The 16,072-nt window shown below is 71.3% G+C and carries 12 protein-coding genes; 3 read left to right on the forward strand and 9 right to left on the reverse strand.

Going from position 1 to position 16,072, the window contains the following annotated elements:
* Positions 1-77 precede the first annotated feature (77 nt).
* Together ACQEVJ_RS26155 and ACQEVJ_RS26160 are read right to left on the reverse strand one after the other, a co-directional pair.
* The gene (locus ACQEVJ_RS26155; protein ID WP_433105371.1) at positions 78-1,520 is read right to left on the reverse strand and encodes an aldehyde dehydrogenase family protein; all 1,443 of its coding nucleotides are present in this window, start codon (positions 1,518-1,520) and stop codon (positions 78-80) included.
* The gene (locus tag ACQEVJ_RS26160; protein WP_433105373.1) at positions 1,517-3,154 is read right to left on the reverse strand and encodes a thiamine pyrophosphate-dependent enzyme; all 1,638 of its coding nucleotides are present in this window, start codon (positions 3,152-3,154) and stop codon (positions 1,517-1,519) included. The genes ACQEVJ_RS26155 and ACQEVJ_RS26160 overlap by 4 nt, the downstream gene beginning before the upstream one ends.
* A gap of 270 nt (positions 3,155-3,424) precedes the next feature.
* On the opposite strand from ACQEVJ_RS26160, the gene ACQEVJ_RS26165 reads away from it, so the two are divergent.
* Positions 3,425-4,150, forward strand: a complete 726-nt coding sequence (locus tag ACQEVJ_RS26165; protein WP_433105375.1) for a FadR/GntR family transcriptional regulator — start codon at positions 3,425-3,427, stop codon at positions 4,148-4,150.
* A 118-nt stretch (positions 4,151-4,268) separates the two neighbouring features.
* The gene (hisC, locus tag ACQEVJ_RS26170; RefSeq protein WP_433105377.1) at positions 4,269-5,339 is read left to right on the forward strand and encodes a histidinol-phosphate transaminase; all 1,071 of its coding nucleotides are present in this window, start codon (positions 4,269-4,271) and stop codon (positions 5,337-5,339) included.
* An 85-nt stretch (positions 5,340-5,424) separates the two neighbouring features.
* Here hisC and ACQEVJ_RS26175 read toward each other — a convergent pair whose 3' ends face one another.
* The 3 genes from ACQEVJ_RS26175 to ACQEVJ_RS26185 all read right to left on the reverse strand — a co-directional run bounded on the left by ACQEVJ_RS26175 (position 5,425) and on the right by ACQEVJ_RS26185 (position 9,336).
* Positions 5,425-6,630 carry a M20 metallopeptidase family protein gene (locus ACQEVJ_RS26175; protein WP_433105381.1) on the reverse strand — a complete coding sequence of 402 codons (1,206 nt, stop codon included), beginning with the start codon at positions 6,628-6,630 and terminating at the stop codon, positions 5,425-5,427.
* Positions 6,627-7,832: an amidohydrolase family protein gene (locus tag ACQEVJ_RS26180; protein WP_433105383.1), complete on the reverse strand. Its 1,206-nt coding sequence runs from the start codon at positions 7,830-7,832 to the stop codon at positions 6,627-6,629. The genes ACQEVJ_RS26175 and ACQEVJ_RS26180 overlap by 4 nt, the downstream gene beginning before the upstream one ends.
* A gap of 88 nt (positions 7,833-7,920) precedes the next feature.
* A complete protein-coding gene (locus ACQEVJ_RS26185; RefSeq protein WP_433105385.1) occupies positions 7,921-9,336 on the reverse strand; it encodes a S10 family serine carboxypeptidase-like protein in 1,416 nt (471 codons plus the stop codon).
* A 200-nt stretch (positions 9,337-9,536) separates the two neighbouring features.
* Here ACQEVJ_RS26185 and ACQEVJ_RS26190 point away from each other — a divergent pair, with 200 nt between their 5' ends.
* Positions 9,537-11,012, forward strand: a complete 1,476-nt coding sequence (locus tag ACQEVJ_RS26190) for a S10 family peptidase (protein WP_433105387.1) — start codon at positions 9,537-9,539, stop codon at positions 11,010-11,012.
* A 129-nt stretch (positions 11,013-11,141) separates the two neighbouring features.
* On the opposite strand, the gene ACQEVJ_RS26195 is transcribed toward ACQEVJ_RS26190, so the two are convergent.
* Genes ACQEVJ_RS26195 through ACQEVJ_RS26210 form a run of 4 tightly spaced genes read right to left on the reverse strand, consistent with a single transcriptional unit; the run spans position 11,142 to position 16,070 of the window.
* Complete coding sequence (locus tag ACQEVJ_RS26195; protein WP_433105389.1) at positions 11,142-12,320, reverse strand: M20 metallopeptidase family protein; 1,179 nt, start codon at positions 12,318-12,320, stop codon at positions 11,142-11,144.
* On the reverse strand, positions 12,317-13,132 hold the full coding sequence (locus ACQEVJ_RS26200; RefSeq protein ID WP_433105391.1) for an ABC transporter ATP-binding protein: 816 nt from the start codon (positions 13,130-13,132) through the stop codon (positions 12,317-12,319). Before ACQEVJ_RS26200 ends, ACQEVJ_RS26195 begins: the two co-directional genes overlap by 4 nt.
* The gene (locus ACQEVJ_RS26205; protein ID WP_433105393.1) at positions 13,132-15,084 is read right to left on the reverse strand and encodes a dipeptide/oligopeptide/nickel ABC transporter permease/ATP-binding protein; all 1,953 of its coding nucleotides are present in this window, start codon (positions 15,082-15,084) and stop codon (positions 13,132-13,134) included. The genes ACQEVJ_RS26200 and ACQEVJ_RS26205 overlap by 1 nt, the downstream gene beginning before the upstream one ends.
* Positions 15,081-16,070 (reverse strand): ABC transporter permease, encoded by a 990-nt coding sequence (locus tag ACQEVJ_RS26210; protein ID WP_433105395.1) that lies wholly within the window; start codon positions 16,068-16,070, stop codon positions 15,081-15,083. Before ACQEVJ_RS26210 ends, ACQEVJ_RS26205 begins: the two co-directional genes overlap by 4 nt.
* Positions 16,071-16,072: the final 2 nt, after the last annotated feature.

The raw sequence follows: 16,072 nt of genomic DNA on the forward strand, positions 1-16,072 counted from the left end.
AACGAAAGAGATGATTTCTGATCCCGCGGCCCCTATGGGAGAACCGCGGTACGACCCGTCACGTGAGCGGTGACGCTTCAGGCGACGCCTTCGGGCAGGCCGACCACGGCCTTGGTCTCCAGGAACTCCTCGATGCCGTAGCGTCCGCACTCGCGGCCGATGCCCGACCGCTTGTAGCCGCCGAAGGGCGCCGCGACGTTGAGTCCCGCCCCGTTGATGCTCACCATCCCGGTGCGCAGGCGGCGGGCCACCGCCAGGGCCCTGGCCGGGTCCGCCGACCACACGCCACCGGACAACCCGTAGTCGGAGTCGTTGGCGATGGCGACCGCCTCGTCCTCCGTGGCGTAGCTCATGATCGAAAGGACCGGGCCGAAGATCTCCTCACGTGCGATCGTCATCTCCGGGCGCACGCCGGAGAAGACCGTCGGGGAGACGTAGGCGCCCGGCCCCTCTGTCGCCGCGCCGCCCACGATGAGCCGCGCGCCCTCCTCGATGCCGGCGCGGATGTAGTCCTGGACGATCCGCTGCTGCCGCCGCGACGCCTGCGGGCCGATCCGGGTCGCCGGGTCGGAGGGCGGCCCGGGCACCCACCCGGACGCCGCCTCGATCGCGAGCCGTTCGACCTCGTCGAGCAGGTGTGCGGGGACGAGCAGCCGGGTCAGCGCGGCGCAGATCTGCCCCGCGTTCGCGAAGCACCCGCCGACCGCCTGCGGGACGACGGACGCGAGGTCCGCGTCGTCGAGCACGATTCCGGCCGACTTCCCGCCGAGCTCCAGCGTGACCTTCTTGATCGTGGGGGCGGCCAGTTCGGCCACCCGCGCTCCCGCCCGGACGGATCCGGTCAGCGTCACGACGTCCACCAGGGGATGCGCGACGAGCGCTTCACCGGTGACCGGCCCGTCGCCCGGCACCAGATTGAACACGCCGGCGGGCGCGCCGGCGGCCTGCACGATCTCGGCGAAGACGTAGGCGTCCAGCGGGGTCAGCTCGCTCGGCTTCAGCACGACCGTGCACCCGGCCACCAGGGCCGCGCCCACCTTGAGCGCGATCTGGTGCAGCGGGAAGTTCCACGGAGTGATCGCGGCGACCACGCCGGCGGGCTCACGCACCACCAGGGCGCCGCCGACGACCTCCTCGGCGGCGTAGTCACGTCCGGCCTTGACGATCTCGTCGAGGTCGGCCAGCGTGACGCCGAGCTGCGCCTGCCTGGCGAACGTGATGGGCGTCCCCATCTGGAGCGTGAGCAGCCCGGCCAGTTCCTCCCGCCGCGCCTCGACACCGGCCCTGATCCGCTCGACCAGCGCGACCCGCTCGGTCATCGGCACCTGGGACCAGGCCGGGAACGCCGCGGCGGCGGCCCGGACCGCGGCGTCGACGTCCTCGGCCGACGCGATCGGGACACGTCCCACCACCTGGTCGGTGGCCGGGTCGACCACGTCGATCGCGCCGGAAGCGCCGAGGGCGTCGCCGCGCGCGGCGGTCCACTCGCCGCCGATCAGCAGGTCGTTGCGCTCGATCACGGCTTCTCCAGCGGCTCGGGGCGCGGCACGCCCTCGTGGATCAGGTGCCAGGGGCCGGGGAACTCCCCGACGGGCGCGTCGACGAGCACGGGCTCGTCGGCGGCCAGCGCCTCCTTCAGCACCGCCTCCAGCTCATCGGGGCCGGTCGCCCGGGCGGCGGCGATGCCGAACGAGTCGGCGAGCTTGACGTAGTCGGGGTTGACCAGGTCGGTGGCGAAGTAGCGGGCGCCGAAGCGGTTGCGCTGGATCCGCCGGACGTTGCCGAAGAAACCGTCGTTGAACACGACCGTGACTGTGGCCAGGCCGTACTTCTTCGCGGTGGAGAGCTCCTGGAGCGTCCAGGAGAAACCTCCGTCGCCGGTGACGGAGATTACGGGCCGGTCCGGGTCGGCCGCCTTGGCGCCGAGCGCGGTGGCGAAGCCGTACCCCAGCGTGCCCTGGTATCCCGGGGTCAGGTATGTGCGCGGCTGATAGACCGGGAAGCAGACGTTGGCGGCGTAGCCGACCTGGGTCAGTTCGCTGACCAGGACGCCGTCGTCCGGCAGCGCGGCGCGGATCGCCCGCAGGTAGGCCCGTTGCGGGGCGATGTCGGCGTACTGCTCCTCCAGCCAGCCCCGCGCCGCCTCGAACTCGGCCGTGCGGGACTCGCGGTCCTCGCCGCGCAGCTCCTCGGCCAGCGCGGCGAGCGCCAGCCGGGCGTCGCCGAGCACGGCGAGGTCCGGGGTGCGAGGCTCGCCGAGATCGGCGGCCTCGGCGTTGATCAGGACCAGCCGGGCCCCGGCCGTGTTCACCTGGGCGCTGAACGCGGTCACGAAGCGGGTGCCGACCGCGATCACGACGTCGGCGTCCTCGCGCAGCCGGCGGAACGCGAGCGCGTCGAACGCGAGCGGGTGCCTGGCGGAGATCGCGCCACGGCCGTTCTCGCTCACCACGACCGGCGCGTGCAGGATCTCCGCCAGCTCGCGCAGCTCCTCCGAGGCGTCGGCGGCGATCACGCCGCCGCCCGCGTAGATCAACGGCCGGCGGGAGCCGCGCAGCAGCTCGGCCACGGCGTCGATCAGCTTCTGGTCAGGAACGGCGGGCGCGTGCGGGGCGGCGCCGGGGATCTGGACGTCGGCCCGCGCGGCGAGCACGTCAGGGGGGATCTCCAGGCCGACCGGCCGGGGCCTTCCCGAGCGCATCTCGGAGAACGCGCGGTGGACCAGGCCCGGGATGTCCTCGGGACGCTCCGCCAGGCCGCTCCACTTGGTGAGCGAACGCAGGATGCCGCTCTGGTCGGGGATCTCGTGCAGCGCGCCGAGTCCTCTGCCGATCGCCGTCGAGTCGATCTGCCCGCAGAGGTAGAGCAGCGGTGAGGAGCAGGCGTACCCGGTGGCGAGGCCGGCCAGGCCGTTCAGCATGCCCGGGCCCGGCACCACCATCGCGACGCCGGGCCGGCCCGTGGAGCGTGCGTAGCCGTCGGCCATGTAGGTGGCGGCCTGCTCGTTACGCACGCCAGTGAAGGCGATGTCGTCGCTCGCGTGGTAGAGCGCGTCCGCGGCGTGGTCGAGCTGCACGCCGGGGATGCCGAAGATCTGGCTGACGCCGTTGGCCGCCAGCGAACGGGCGAGAGCCTCGCCGCCCGTCATGTCCATGTATCTCCTTAGGGAAGTTCATCGGTCGAGGACCAGGCGGGGCGAACGGCCGTATCTCGTGGACGACCAGCCGGACCGGCACGGGGGCGTCCCCGATGGCCGTGAGGGAGGCCCGAGCCGATCCCGTAAATCATGTATATGGTTATGTCTGTTGAGGGAGAGTGTCAACCATTTGTATGGTTTCTATGGATCGAGGACGCGTGAACGACGCCCCGACGACACGGCGAACGATCTACAGTTGACGGGTCGCCGCCCCAGAGAGAAGCCGGAATGTACGATGCAGACGCGGTCACCCAGGTGACCTTCGACCGCAGCGACGCGCGGTCGTCGATCGCCGAGACGCTGGTCGAGCGCCTCGAAAACGCGATCCGCCGCAACCACCTCGCGCCAGGCCACCGCCTGGGCACCAAGGACGACCTCCGCCAGCAGTTCGGAGTCGCGCCCGCGACATTGGCCGAGGCGATCCGTGTGCTGCGGCTGCGCGGCGTTCTGGACGTGCGCCCAGGGCCGGGTGGCGGCATCTTCGTCGCCGAGCAGTCCCCGCTGGTCCGGCTCGGTCACGACATGCTGCAGATCGGCGCCGACGGCGCGTCGGTGAAGCACTGCCTGGCCGTCCTGGACGTGCTCGACCAGGAGGTGGCGCTCGACGCGGCCGCCCACCGCACCGAACAGGACATCGACGAGCTGACCGAGATGCTCGAGCAGCTGCGGCGGTCCTGGCCGGACGCGGCCGAAGCGCAGCGCTGCAACTGGGACCTGCACCGCCGGCTCGCCCTGATCTCCCCCAACATCCTGCTGCGGACCATGTACACCCGGCTGGTCGACTACATCAGCAGGGATCTGTCCTCCGCCATAACCGCGGAGGACTTCCGCAAGGGCTCGGCCGACCGGCTCCAGGTGCACGTCGACCTGGTCGAAGCGGTCATCCGGGGCGACCAGCGTGGCGCCGAGGCCATGGCACTGCGCCACCGCGGTCTGACGCGCGACGACCGCTGACCTCGCCCACCCGGAAGGGGCCGGCGCCTGACAGGCGCCGGCCCCTTCCGTGTCTTGCGGCCCAACCAAAACCATTATATAGATTTACGTGATTTCGTCCTGCCGTAAGAGGAGTGAGATGACCGTCAAGCACCGCGCCGCCATCGACGAGTTGGCCGCCTACAAACCGGGCCGGGCTCCCGTGGCGGGCCGCCCCCAGGTCAAGCTCTCTTCGAACGAGATGCCGTTCGGACCGTTGCCAGCCGTGGTGGACGCGATCTCGCGGGCCGCCGCCACGTTGAACCGCTACCCCGACTTCCACCGGGTGGAGTTGACCGAGGCGCTCGCGAGGCGGCATGGCGTGGATCCGTCGCAGGTGGTCGTGGACAACGGCTCCGGCGCGCTGCTCCAGGTTCTGGCCTCGGTCATCGCCGGCCCCGGCGACGAGATCCTGCACGCGTGGCGGGCCTTCGAGAGCTACCCGATCGTGACCGCGGTCTCGGGGGCGACCGGGGTCACGGTCCCGCTGGACGGCCGGCACACCCACGACCTGACCGCGATGGCGGCGGCGGTGACCGACCGGACCCGGATGGTGATCGTGTGCAACCCGAACAACCCGACCGGCACCGTGGTGTCCCGCACCGAGCTGGACCGGCTGCTCGACGCGCTGCCCGATGACGTGCTGCTCGTGCTGGACGAGGCCTATTGGGACTTCGTCACCGACCCCGGCTCGCCGTGCGGCATCGACCTCGTCGCCGAGCGGCCCAACCTCGCTGTGCTGCGCACGTTCTCCAAGGCGTACGGCCTTGCCGGACTGCGGGTGGGATACTGCGTGACGCGGCCGGAGACGGCGGAGCTGATCAGGAAGGCGATCGTCGGATTCTCGGTCTCCACCCTGGCTCAGGCCGGCGCCCTCGCCGCGCTGGCCCCCGAGGCCGACGTCGAGATCAAGCAGCGCATCGCACACGTCGTCGAGGAGCGCACCCGCGTGACCGACGAACTGATCCACCTGGGCGTGCCCGTTGTGCCCAGCCAGGCCAACTTCGTGTTCATGCCGATGCCGGACGGCCCCGCCATGGCCGCCGCGTTCGAGGAGCGCGGGGTGATCCTCCGGGCGTACGGCACGGACGGGCTGCGCGTCACCATCGGCACGACCGAGGAGAACGACCGCTTCCTCGCCCTCGCCGCCGAACTGCTGCGGAGGTCCTGACCCCTGCGGCGCCGACGCGGCGGCGGTCTGCCGCGTGTCGTCGGCGCCGCAGGCGGGCGGCAGGAGGTCGATACGCCGAGGGCGCTCAGCCCCGGGCCGCGACGTGTCGCAGCGCGAGCGCGGCCAGTGCCACAGCCTGGTCGGCGAGCACGCCGTCGTCGAAGAGCGCACGAGGCGAGTGATTCATCTCGGCCTGCGCCGGGTCGACGTGAGAGGGCGTCGCCCCCAGGAACACGAATGCTCCGGGCACCTCGTCGAGCACGAACGAGAAGTCCTCCGAGGCCATGATGGGCGACTCGAGCCGCTGCACGCGGTCGGCCCCGAAGGTCTCGGACAGCGTCTGCAGGGCCGTTTCGGCACGCTCCGCATCGTTGACGGTGACGGGATAGACGATCTCGAACTCCGTCTCGGCGCGGCAGCCATGGGCCTCCGCGATACGCGTCGCGAGCGCGGGCAACTCCGTGGCCAGGCGTTCGGACGACGCCTTCGACATGGTGCGCACCGTCCCGCCGAGCTCGGCGTCATCCGGGATCGCGTTCAGCACCTCGCCCGCCGAGAGCTTCGCCACCGAGATGACGACCGGATCGAACACGGAGACGCGACGGGTGACGTACGACTGAAGCGCGAGCACGATCTCCGCGAGCACCGGCACCGGGTCCACCGCTTCGTGAGGGCGTGAACCGTGTCCGCCGCGTCCGGCGACCCGCACGCGCAGCACGTTCGCGCCGCCCATGAGCGGACCGGGACGCGTGGAGAACGTGCCGGGCGCGCCGGGGAGGACATGGATGCCGTAGGCCGCCTCGACGCGCTGCCCGGCCGCGTCGAGAACTCCCTCGTCGATCATCAGGGGCGCGCCCCCGCCCGCTTCTTCCCCGGGCTGGAACATGAAGACGACGGAACCGCTGATCTCGGACCGCCGAGCCGCGAGCAGCCGGGCCGCGCCGACGAGACCGGCGACGTGCAGATCGTGACCACAGGCGTGCATCGCACCGTTCCGCGACGCGAACTCGAGGCCGGTCTCCTCGGGGATCATGAGCGCGTCCATGTCCGCCCGCAGCAGCACCGAGGGGCCGGGCCGGTCGCCGCGGAGGACGGCGGTCACGGAACTGAGGCGCTCGCCCAGGCGGATCTCGAGGTCGAGCGGCTTGAGCGCCTCGACGATCGCCGCCTGGGTGCGCGGCAGGTCGAAGCCCACCTCGGGTTCGCGATGCAGACGGCGTCGAAGCGCGACGAGACCTTCGGCGAGTCCGGCGGCGTCCGCACGCAGCGACTCGGGCGTCGACGCGCTCATCGCCCGGCCCACCGATCCGCCACGATCGGCGCGCCGTTCTCGACCCGGTAGACCTCGCGTCCGAGGATGTGCACGCGCTCGACGGTCGAGCCGACGTCGAGCGGGTCTCCGCTCCACACGACGACGTCGCCGTCGCGGCCGGGCTCGAGGGCTCCGACCCGCTCGTCGAGCCCGGCGATCCCGGCCGCGGCCGAACTGATCGCCGCGATCGCCTCGTCCCAGGTCAGTCCGGCTCTTCTGGCGACGGCCGCCTGCAGGACGAGAGCGTCGACCGGCACCACCGGGTGGTCGGTGCAGATGGCGGTGCGGACGCCGGCGCGCGTCAGCGCGACGAGATTCTTCACGGACGCCTCGCGGGTCTCGACCTTGCCCCGGGTGCAGAGCACCGGGCCGAAGATGACGGGCACGTCGCGTTCGGCCAGCTCGGCGGCGAGCCGGTGGGCCTCGGTGCCGTGGTTGAGCACGAGGCGAAGGTTGAACTCGCCGGCGATCCGCAGCGCGGTCGCGATGTCGTCGTGGCGGTGCGCGTGCTGGTCCCACACGAGGTCGCCGGCAAGCGCGGCGGCGAGCGCCTCCTTGCCGAGGTCGCGCGCGAAGAACTCGCCCTTCTCCTGGGCGCCGGCCCGCCGGGCGGCGTACTCGCCCGCCGCGATGAGCGCCTTCCGGATGACCAGCGCGACGCCGAGCCGCGTGCGCGGCAGCTGGCCGCGTTCCCCCCAGGCGTTCTTGGGGTTCTCGCCCAGGGCCGACTTCATCCCGACCGGATGCTTCACGACCTGCTCGTCGACGGTCCGGCCGCCCCAGGTCTTCATCGCCACGCTCGTCCCGCCGATCGGGTTGCCCGATCCGGGCTTGACGACGACGGTCGTGACTCCGCCCGCGAGCGCGTCCCTGAAGGCGCGGTCCTCGATGTTGACGGCGTCGATGGCACGCACGGCGGACATGTCGGGTGCGCTGACCTCGCTGGCGTCCGCACCCGCCGGGCCTTCGCCGTCCTCGTGGGCGCCGATGTGGGTGTGCGCGTCGACGAACCCGGGGAGCACCCAGCGTCCGTCCACCTCCACGATGGGGACGCCCTCGGGTACGAGTGGATCGTCGTCGACGCGTTCGATGACGCCGTTCCGCACCAGGACCGTGCCGCGGTCGATGACGCGACCGGTGCCTGTCACCACGCGTCCACCGACGAATGCGACCTCCGCCATGCTCACTTCCCTTCCCTGCCGTTGCCGAGCGCGGCCGTCCGCCGCGCGAGTGTGTGGATGCCGGCGCCCGCGCTCCCGGCGTTGTCGATCACGCCGTTCCCTCGCGGACGAAGGCCCTGAGGTCGGCCGACAGCGCGGCCGAGCTGTGGGGGTCGGTGTACATCATGTGTCCGGCCGGGTAGCGCCCCTCGCGCAGTCGCGCGGCCGGCAGTCCGTACTGCGAGAGCAGGTGCTCGAGCGAGCCGACGGTCGTCAGGGTGTCGAAGTATCCGGTGCCGAAGAACAGGCGCGCGCCGGCGTTGGCACGGAGCAGCGCCGCGAGGTGCGCCGGGTAGTCGAACAGCGCGAAGGGCGAGGGCATCGCGCTGCCGCCGAACCGCGCGACGGCGGCGTCCTCGAGGTAGTTCCAGCGTTCGTGAGCGGCGACGGCGACGCGGTAGCGGCGCTTGCGGGGGATCCCCAGGTGCTCGGTGAACAACCGCCGTGCGGCGGCGTAGAAGACGGGATCGAGCCGTACGGACGCGGCGTCGACATGCGGCCCGCCCGCGCCGGCAGCCGGGGCGGGCAGGGTGTAGCGCGCGTCGGTCAGCCCGACCACGAGTCCCCGGTCGGCCAGGAGCAGCCTGCGGTACTCCTCCTTGTCGACGCGGAGGCGGCGTGCCCGCAGTTCCACGGCGCCGAGCCCGGTGAAGCCCGCCAGCCGCTCGACGACCGGGTCAGGCATCTCCCCGGTGAGCAGCGCCGCCGCGTACTCGTCCACGGCGAACGCATGCGCCCGGCGCACCACCTCGTCCAGGGCGAGCGCGCCGTAAGCGCTCTTCCCGTGGTACCACGCGGTGGCGGCGAGCAGCGGGAGGGCGGCGATGAACCCGACGGGGTTGCCGGGACGTTGCGTGGTCTCCTGCGCGTTCACGCACTGGCCGAGCATGGCGACGCCGGAGACCGCGACCGGCTCCTCGGCGGTGAGAAGGGCTGTGGCGGTCAGCGCGGCCCGGGTCGTGCCGTAGCTTTCGCCGAGCAGGTAGACGGGCGATTCGAGCCGGTTGTGGCGCTCCAGCCACGACCGCACGATCTGCGCGGTGATCGCGGCGTCGCGGTCGACACTCGAGATCGCGGCGGGTTCGACGCCGTCGGCGAGCCGGCCGAAGCCAGTGTCGATCGGGTCGATGAACACCAGGTCGGCGGTGTCGATGAGGGCGTCGGGGCTCGGCGCCAGCGTGTCCCGCGCGACGGGCGCGGCGTCGAGTTCGCGGGGAACCGCGGCACGCCAGGGGCCGAGCCCCCCGAGGTGGAGCCATATGGAGGAACAGCCCGGCCCGCCGTTGAAGAGGAAGAGGACCGGACGCTCCGCCTCTCCCCCGTCCCGGACGTACGCGAATGTCCAGGCGTCGCCCAGCGTGCGCCCCGACTCGTCGGCGATCGAGACGCGACCCGCCTCCGCCGTGAAGTCGATCGAGACGTCACCGATCACCGCGGAGTGCCGGCTCGTGTAGTGCTTGGGCATGTCGGGGTCCTCGCGAAGCCATCACATAAATGGTTATAATCATTTATGATCGTATGAAACAGGAGTTACGGGTGTCAACAGCACCCGGGACACGGAAGCAGGGGCCCGGAGACGACCTGGGCGCACACTCCGCGCGAACGGGCATCCACAGGGCATTCCGCTAGGCTATTCGCAATAATCTATATATTGATTGGAGCAGGATGACCGAGCCCGGAGCGGCGGTCGACGCGGAGGAACGCGTCGAGACCCGGCACACGATCCGATTCGGCGAGCGCACGCTCGAGTACACCGCGGCCGCGGGAACCGTCCTCGTCCACGACGACAACGGGCGCCCGAGGACGAGCATGTTCTACGTCGCGTACTCCGCCCTGCGTGAGGAGGGCGCCGCGAGGCGACCGATCACCTTCCTCTTCAACGGCGGACCCGGCTCGGCGAGCCTGTGGCTCAACATCGGCGGATTCGGGCCGAAGCGCACGCCGACCGCGACCCCGGCGGCGACCCCGCCCGCGCCGTACACCGTCGGCGACAACCCGCACAGCCTGCTCGAGCACAGCGATCTCGTCTTCCTCGACGCTCCCGGCACCGGCTATTCGCGCCTGCTCGGCGACACGTCGGCCGCGGAGGTCTGGGGCGTCGACCAGGACGTCGACGCGTTCGCCCGCGCGATCACCCGCTACCTCACCCTCACGAACAACTGGAACGCCCCCCGGTTCCTCTTCGGCGAGTCGTACGGCACGACCCGGGCCGCCGCGCTCGTGCACCGGCTGCAGAACCAGGGGCTCGATTTCAACGGCGTCGTGCTGCTCTCGACCATGCTCAACTGGGCGGAGAACCACCTCGGTCTCGACCAGGAGCACATCAACCTCCTGCCTTCGCTCGCCGCGACCGCCTGGTATCACGGCCGGTCTCGCATCGGCGCGACGAGCGTCGAGGAGGTGCTGGATCAGGCGCGCGAGTTCGCGCAGACCGAATACGCGACCGCGCTCCAGCTCGGCGACCGGCTCCCCGCCGATCGCGAGCAGGCGGTGGCCGAGCGGTTCAGCGCGTTCACCGGCCTCGACGCCGACCTCGTGCGCAAGCGTCGGTTCCGCATCGGCATGGAGCCGTTCCGCTATGCCCTCCTCGCCGACAAGGGCCAGGTCGTCGGCCGCTTCGACACCCGCTTCGTCGCCGATCACCAGTACGTGGTCGGCACGGGCTCGCATGACCCGGCCACCGACGACGCGGCGACCGCCGGCGTGAACAGCGCACACCTCTCGGCGTTCCGGGAGCACATCGCCGGCGATCTCGGCTACACGAGCGACCTGCACTACCGCCACCTGTACAACATGGTGATCTCGCGCGCCTGGGACTGGCACCACAAGGCCCCCGGCATCGACGAACCGATGCAGGTGCCCGTCGTGAGCCTCGATCTCTCGGCGGCGATGCGCCGCAACCCGAACCTGCGGGTCGCGGTCATGGGCGGCGTCTACGACCTCGCGACTCCATTCTTCGGCGCCGAAGTCGACATCGCCAAGCTGTACCTCGCCCCGCACCTGCGCGAGAACGTCGAGTTCCGCTTCTACGAATCGGGCCACATGACGTTCGTCGACGAGGTCGTCGTGGCGAAGATGAAGGCGGACCTCGCGGACTTCTACGCCCGATCGACCGCTCACAGGCCGGTCGACCCCTCCTGACGGCCTGAGGCGGAGCGAGCCGCGCGAGCGTGAGCACCGCGGCTCGCAGACCGCCTGGCACAGCAGATCATCCACGCGCACGCACGCGGAAGCCCGTCGACCACAGGCCGCCCGACGACGTCCTCGGAGTCAGCCGAGGTGCCGGATCGCCAGCGAGGCGAGCGCGACGGCCTGGTCGGCGAGGACGGCGTCGTCGAAGACGACGTGGGGCGAATGGTTCGGCGCGGCCGTCTCGTGATCGATGTCGCGCGGTGTCGCGCGGAGGAAGACGAAGACCCCGGGCACCTCGCGGAGGACGTAGCTGAAGTCCTCCGATCCCATGACGGGAGCGGGTGATACGCGGACGCGTTCGTCGCCGAAGGTCGCCGACAGCGTGGCCAGCGCGCCGGTCGCGAGGGCGGGGTCGTTGACCGTCGGGGGGCACAGCACGCGGACCTCGACGTCGGCGGCACACCCGTGAGCGGCGACGACGCCCCTGACCAGCTGGGGAAGCTCGGCCCGCAGCCGGTCGAGCACATCGGCGGACAGCATGCGGACCGTCGCGCCGAGCCTGGCCTCGTCGGTGATGATGTTGCGGGCCGCTCCCCCCGCCTGGAGTTGCGTGGTGGTGAGCACCACAGGGTCGAAGACGTCGAACCGGCGCGTCACGAACGTCTGGAGCGCCTGGACGAGCTCGGCGGTGGCGGGCACGGGATCGACCGTGAGATGCGGCGCGGACGCGTGACCGCCCCGGCCCCGGACGACGACATCCAGCTCGGCGCATCCGGCCATGAGCGGTCCGGGACGCGTGGAGAAGACGCCGTACTCCCCCGGCACCACGTGGATGCCGTAGGCCGCCGTGGGACGCACCCCCGCGGCGTCGAGCACCCCCTCTGCGATCATGCGAGCGGCGCCGTCTCCGAGCTCCTCACCGGGCTGGAACATGAACACGACGTCGCCGGCGAGCTCTTCCCGCCGCTGGTGCAGGAGCCTCGCGGCGCCGACGAGTCCGGCCACGTGGAGGTCGTGCCCGCACGCGTGCATCGCGTCCCCACGCGCCCGGTACGGCACGTCGGCCTCCTCGCGCATGGGCAACGCGTCCATGTCGGCGCGCAGGAGCACGACCGGCCCGGGACGGCCGCCCCGCAGCACCGCCACGACCGAATCCAGCTCCGTGCCGAGCGTCACCTCGAGGTCGAGGTCCGCCAGCGCGTCGATGACCCGCTTCCGGGTCCTCGGCAGCCTCAGGCCGAGCTCGGGGTCGGCGTGGAGCTCGCGGCGCAGCCGGACGAGCTCGGGCAGGATCCGGCCGGCGTCCTCACGCATCATCGGAGACCCTCCGTATCGGCGAACCGCAGCAGGTGATCGGTGCCGGCGTTCTCGATTCGCGGGATCGCCGACACGAGTGCCCGGGTGTACGGCTGCCGCGGATTCGCCACGATCTCCTCCGCGTCTCCGTACTCGACCACGCGTCCGCGGCTCATCACCGCGGTGGTGTCGGCGATGTAGCGGACGGCGGCGAGGTTGTGGGTGATGAAGATCATCGAAAGTTCGAGCTCCCGTTGCAGGTCGCGGATGAGGTTGAGCACCGCACCCTGGACCGAGGCGTCGAGCGCAGAAGTGATCTCGTCGGCGACGATGAGCCGCGGACGCACGGCGAGGCATCGCGCGATGGCCACGCGCTGCCGCATCCCGCCCGATATCTGCGACGGATACTGGTCGGCGACCGCCGGCTTCAGGCGCACGAGATCGAGCAGTTCGCGAACGGACGCGGCCCGCTGCTTCGCGTCGAGGTCGCCGTGCGTCGTCAGGGCCTCCTCGATCGTCTCGCCGACCGTCATGCGCGGGTTCAGCGACGAGTAGGGGTCCTGGAAGATCATCTGCACGTCCCGCGCCCGTCGGCGGCGGTCGACGCCGCGCGTACGCAGCAGGTCGTCGCCGTCGAGCGTGATACGCCCGGAAGTCGCCGGCTGTAGCCCGGCGACCGTGCGCGCGACGGTGGACTTGCCCGACCCCGACTCTCCGACCAGGCCCACGATCGTGCCGTGCGGCACGGTCAGGGAAACCCCGTCGACGGCGTTGAAGGCGCGGTTACGGTGACCGAAGGTCACGACCAGATCCTCGATGACGAGCTCGGCCATCAGGCTTCTACCTCCTCGCGCCCAGGTGCGGTGTCCGGTGCGGTGTCAGGTGCCATCGCGTCCTGCGGATGCCAGCACGCGACCCTGCCGCCGTGCCGGTGCGGAGCCAGGACGGGGGTCTCAGCCCGGCAACGGTCGGTCGCGAACGCGCAGCGGGCGGCGAAGGCGCACCCGGTTATGGGACGCGACAGGTCCGGCGGCTCGCCGGGGATCGTCACCAGCGGCTTGGTTCGATCGGTGTCGAGGTCCGGGAGCGATGCCGCGAGCGCCCTCGTGTAGGGATGCGCGAGCTGCTCGGGGGTCGCCAGGAGGGCGATGTCGACGTCCTCGACGATCCGGCCGGCGTACATCACGAGAATCCGCTGACAGAGCTCGGCCAGGACGGCGACGTCGTGCGACACGACGATGGCGGCCGCGCCGGACTCGGCGCACTCGCGCCGCAGGAGCGCGAGCACACGCCGCTGGACCGTCACGTCGAGCGCCGTGGTGGGCTCGTCGGCGATGATGAGCGACGGCGAGCCGATCTGCGACATCGCGATGAGCGCGCGCTGGCGCATCCCTCCCGAGAACTCGTGCGGGAACTGCTGAGCGCGGTGCGCGGCATCGGGGATCTGCACGTCGTCGAGCGCTCGAACCGCCATCTCATGCGCCTTCCTGCGGCCGGCGCCGTCATGGACGCGCGGGATCTCGGCGAGCTGGGTGCCGACGCGCAGGGCGGGATTGAGCGCCGTGAGGGAGTCCTGGAAGACCACGCCGACGCGGGTCCCGAGCACCTTGCCCGCGGCCGCGGGCGTGAGACCGGTCAGGTCCTCGCCGTCGAAACGGAGCCGCCGGGCGGTCACGGCGGCACCCGCAGGGGCGAGCTGCGCGACCGACATCATGGTGACGCTCTTGCCGCTGCCGGACTCGCCGACCACGCCGACGATCTCACCCGGGGCGATGCGGAAGGAGACATCCTGGACGGGGCGGATCCAGCCGTCCGGTCCGGGAAAGGACACCGAGAGCCCGTCGACCTCGAGGAGCGGGACAGCCGTCTCCGCGCGCTCGGTCTCGGTCGTGGACGGCGTCTGCGCCGGTCGCTCGGCGACCGGCGCAGGACCGAGCCGGCGAGGCGGCAACGCCTTCCCGCGCTCGCGGTTGCGCAAATGCGCGGCGAGCGACTCACCGAGCATGCTGAACGCGAGGCCGGCGAACACGACGGAGACACCCGGGCCGACGGCGGCGACGGGCGAGTTGTACACCTGGCCGAATCCCTCGCTGAGCAGGCGGCCCCAGTCGAAGTCCGGCGGCTGCACGCCCACGCCGAGGAAGCTCAGGCTGGACAGCGCGAGCAGGCCGCCTCCGATCGAGGTGGTCACGTTGACGATGACGGGCTCGGCGATGTTCGGAAGCACGTACCGGGTGAACTGGCGCCCCCGGGAGACGCCGAGCATGCGCGCGGCGGCGAGGTACTCGGAGCCGCCGACGCGTGAGGAGAGCGTCTGCGCGAGGCGCGCGAACGACGGTGTCATCGTGAGCGCGAGGGCGACCACCGCGGTCGCGGCCCCCGGCCCGAGGAGGATCACCGTGAGCATGGCGACGAGGAGCACGGGGAACGCGAGCCACGTGTTGACGACACTCGCGAACCAACGCTGGGCGCGCGCGCCGAGCACCGCGGGCAGGGCCCCGAGCAGCAGTCCGACGCACGCGCCCATGAGTGTCGCCGCGACGGCCATCACCAGCGAGAGCCGCGCGGCCACGAGTGTGCGCAGGAGGATGTCGCGACCGAGCTTGTCGGTGCCGAGCAGGTGCGCGGCCGACGAGGGCAGCGCGATGGCGTCGGGATTCGCCGCCACGGCCTCCTCGCCCCACAAGACCGGCGCGAACGCGGCGAGCAGGACCAGCACCCCGAGCATGCACACGGCGATGATCGCCATCGGCTGCCGCAACAGTGCGGCACGGCGGGTCGTCATGAGGTCTCCAGGAGCGAGGTACGCCGGTCGAGCAGGGAGAGCACGAGGTCAACGAGCAGGTTGACGACGAGGATGATCGCGGCGTACACGAGCGCGAGGCCCTGGACGATGCCGTAGTCCTTCGTGGTGATGGCTCCCACGAAGGCCATTCCGAGCCCCGGCCAGTTGAACACCTGCTCGACGAGCACGCTGCCCGCGATCATCGCCCCGAGCAGCGTCCCTCCGATCGTGAGCGTCGCGGTGAGCATGTTCGGCAGGGCGTGCCGGAAGTAGACCATCCAGGCGGGCAGCCGCTTCGAGCGCGCCGTACGCACGTAGTCGTCTTTGAGCGTGTTGAGAGCCTCGATACGGGCGATGCGCGAGATGGACGCGGCCGCCGACACCGACAGGGCGATCACGGGCAGCACGTACGACGCCGGGCCGGTGCGCCCGGCGACGGGCAACGCGTGCAGCGTGATCGCGAAGACGATGACGAGGAGCACGCCCAGGAGGTATTCGGGGATGGCGGCGATGAAGGCCGTGATCCCTGTGAAGACCGTCTCGGCGCCGCGGCGGCCGTTGCCCTGGGTGATGATCGCGATGCAGAGACCCACGGGGACGGCGACGAGCAGCACGACGAGGAAGGCGATGCCGGCGAGCTCGAGCGTCGCGGGCAGCCGGTACGAGACGAGCTCGGTGACGGAGCGGCCCGTGATGATCGAGACGCCGAGATCGCCGCGGAACAGACCTCCGAGATAGTGGAGGTACTGCAGGATGAGGGGATCGTCCAGACCGAGCTGCTCCCGCCGGGCCTGCACCACGCTCGCGTCGGCGGTCGCGCCGAGCGCGGAACGGACGGGGTCGCCCCCCGCCATCCGCAGCACGAGGAACGCGACCGTGATGATCACCCACATCGCGACGAGCATGCGTCCCGTGCGGCGCAGAAGGAAGCCGAGCCACCGGTGGCCGCCGCGGCGGCCACCGGAAGCGGATGTCGAGCGCGTCATCA

This window comes from Microbispora sp. CA-102843 (assembly GCF_050936215.1).
In the GTDB taxonomy this organism is placed as follows: domain Bacteria; phylum Actinomycetota; class Actinomycetes; order Streptosporangiales; family Streptosporangiaceae; genus Microbispora.

Excerpts from the sequence above, each read along its gene's own strand:
- ACQEVJ_RS26160 (WP_433105373.1), bottom strand. The coding sequence starts at position 3,154 with ATGGACATGACGGGCGGCGAGGCTCTCGCCCGTTCGCTGGCGGCCAAC.
- ACQEVJ_RS26165 (WP_433105375.1), top strand. The coding sequence starts at position 3,425 with ATGTACGATGCAGACGCGGTCACCCAGGTGACCTTCGACCGCAGCGAC.
- hisC (WP_433105377.1), top strand. The coding sequence starts at position 4,269 with ATGACCGTCAAGCACCGCGCCGCCATCGACGAGTTGGCCGCCTACAAA.
- ACQEVJ_RS26175 (WP_433105381.1), bottom strand. The coding sequence starts at position 6,630 with ATGAGCGCGTCGACGCCCGAGTCGCTGCGTGCGGACGCCGCCGGACTC.
- ACQEVJ_RS26180 (WP_433105383.1), bottom strand. The coding sequence starts at position 7,832 with ATGGCGGAGGTCGCATTCGTCGGTGGACGCGTGGTGACAGGCACCGGT.
- ACQEVJ_RS26185 (WP_433105385.1), bottom strand. The coding sequence starts at position 9,336 with ATGCCCAAGCACTACACGAGCCGGCACTCCGCGGTGATCGGTGACGTC.
- ACQEVJ_RS26190 (WP_433105387.1), top strand. The coding sequence starts at position 9,537 with ATGACCGAGCCCGGAGCGGCGGTCGACGCGGAGGAACGCGTCGAGACC.
- ACQEVJ_RS26195 (WP_433105389.1), bottom strand. The coding sequence starts at position 12,320 with ATGATGCGTGAGGACGCCGGCCGGATCCTGCCCGAGCTCGTCCGGCTG.
- ACQEVJ_RS26200 (WP_433105391.1), bottom strand. The coding sequence starts at position 13,132 with ATGGCCGAGCTCGTCATCGAGGATCTGGTCGTGACCTTCGGTCACCGT.
- ACQEVJ_RS26205 (WP_433105393.1), bottom strand. The coding sequence starts at position 15,084 with ATGACGACCCGCCGTGCCGCACTGTTGCGGCAGCCGATGGCGATCATC.
- ACQEVJ_RS26210 (WP_433105395.1), bottom strand. The coding sequence starts at position 16,070 with ATGACGCGCTCGACATCCGCTTCCGGTGGCCGCCGCGGCGGCCACCGG.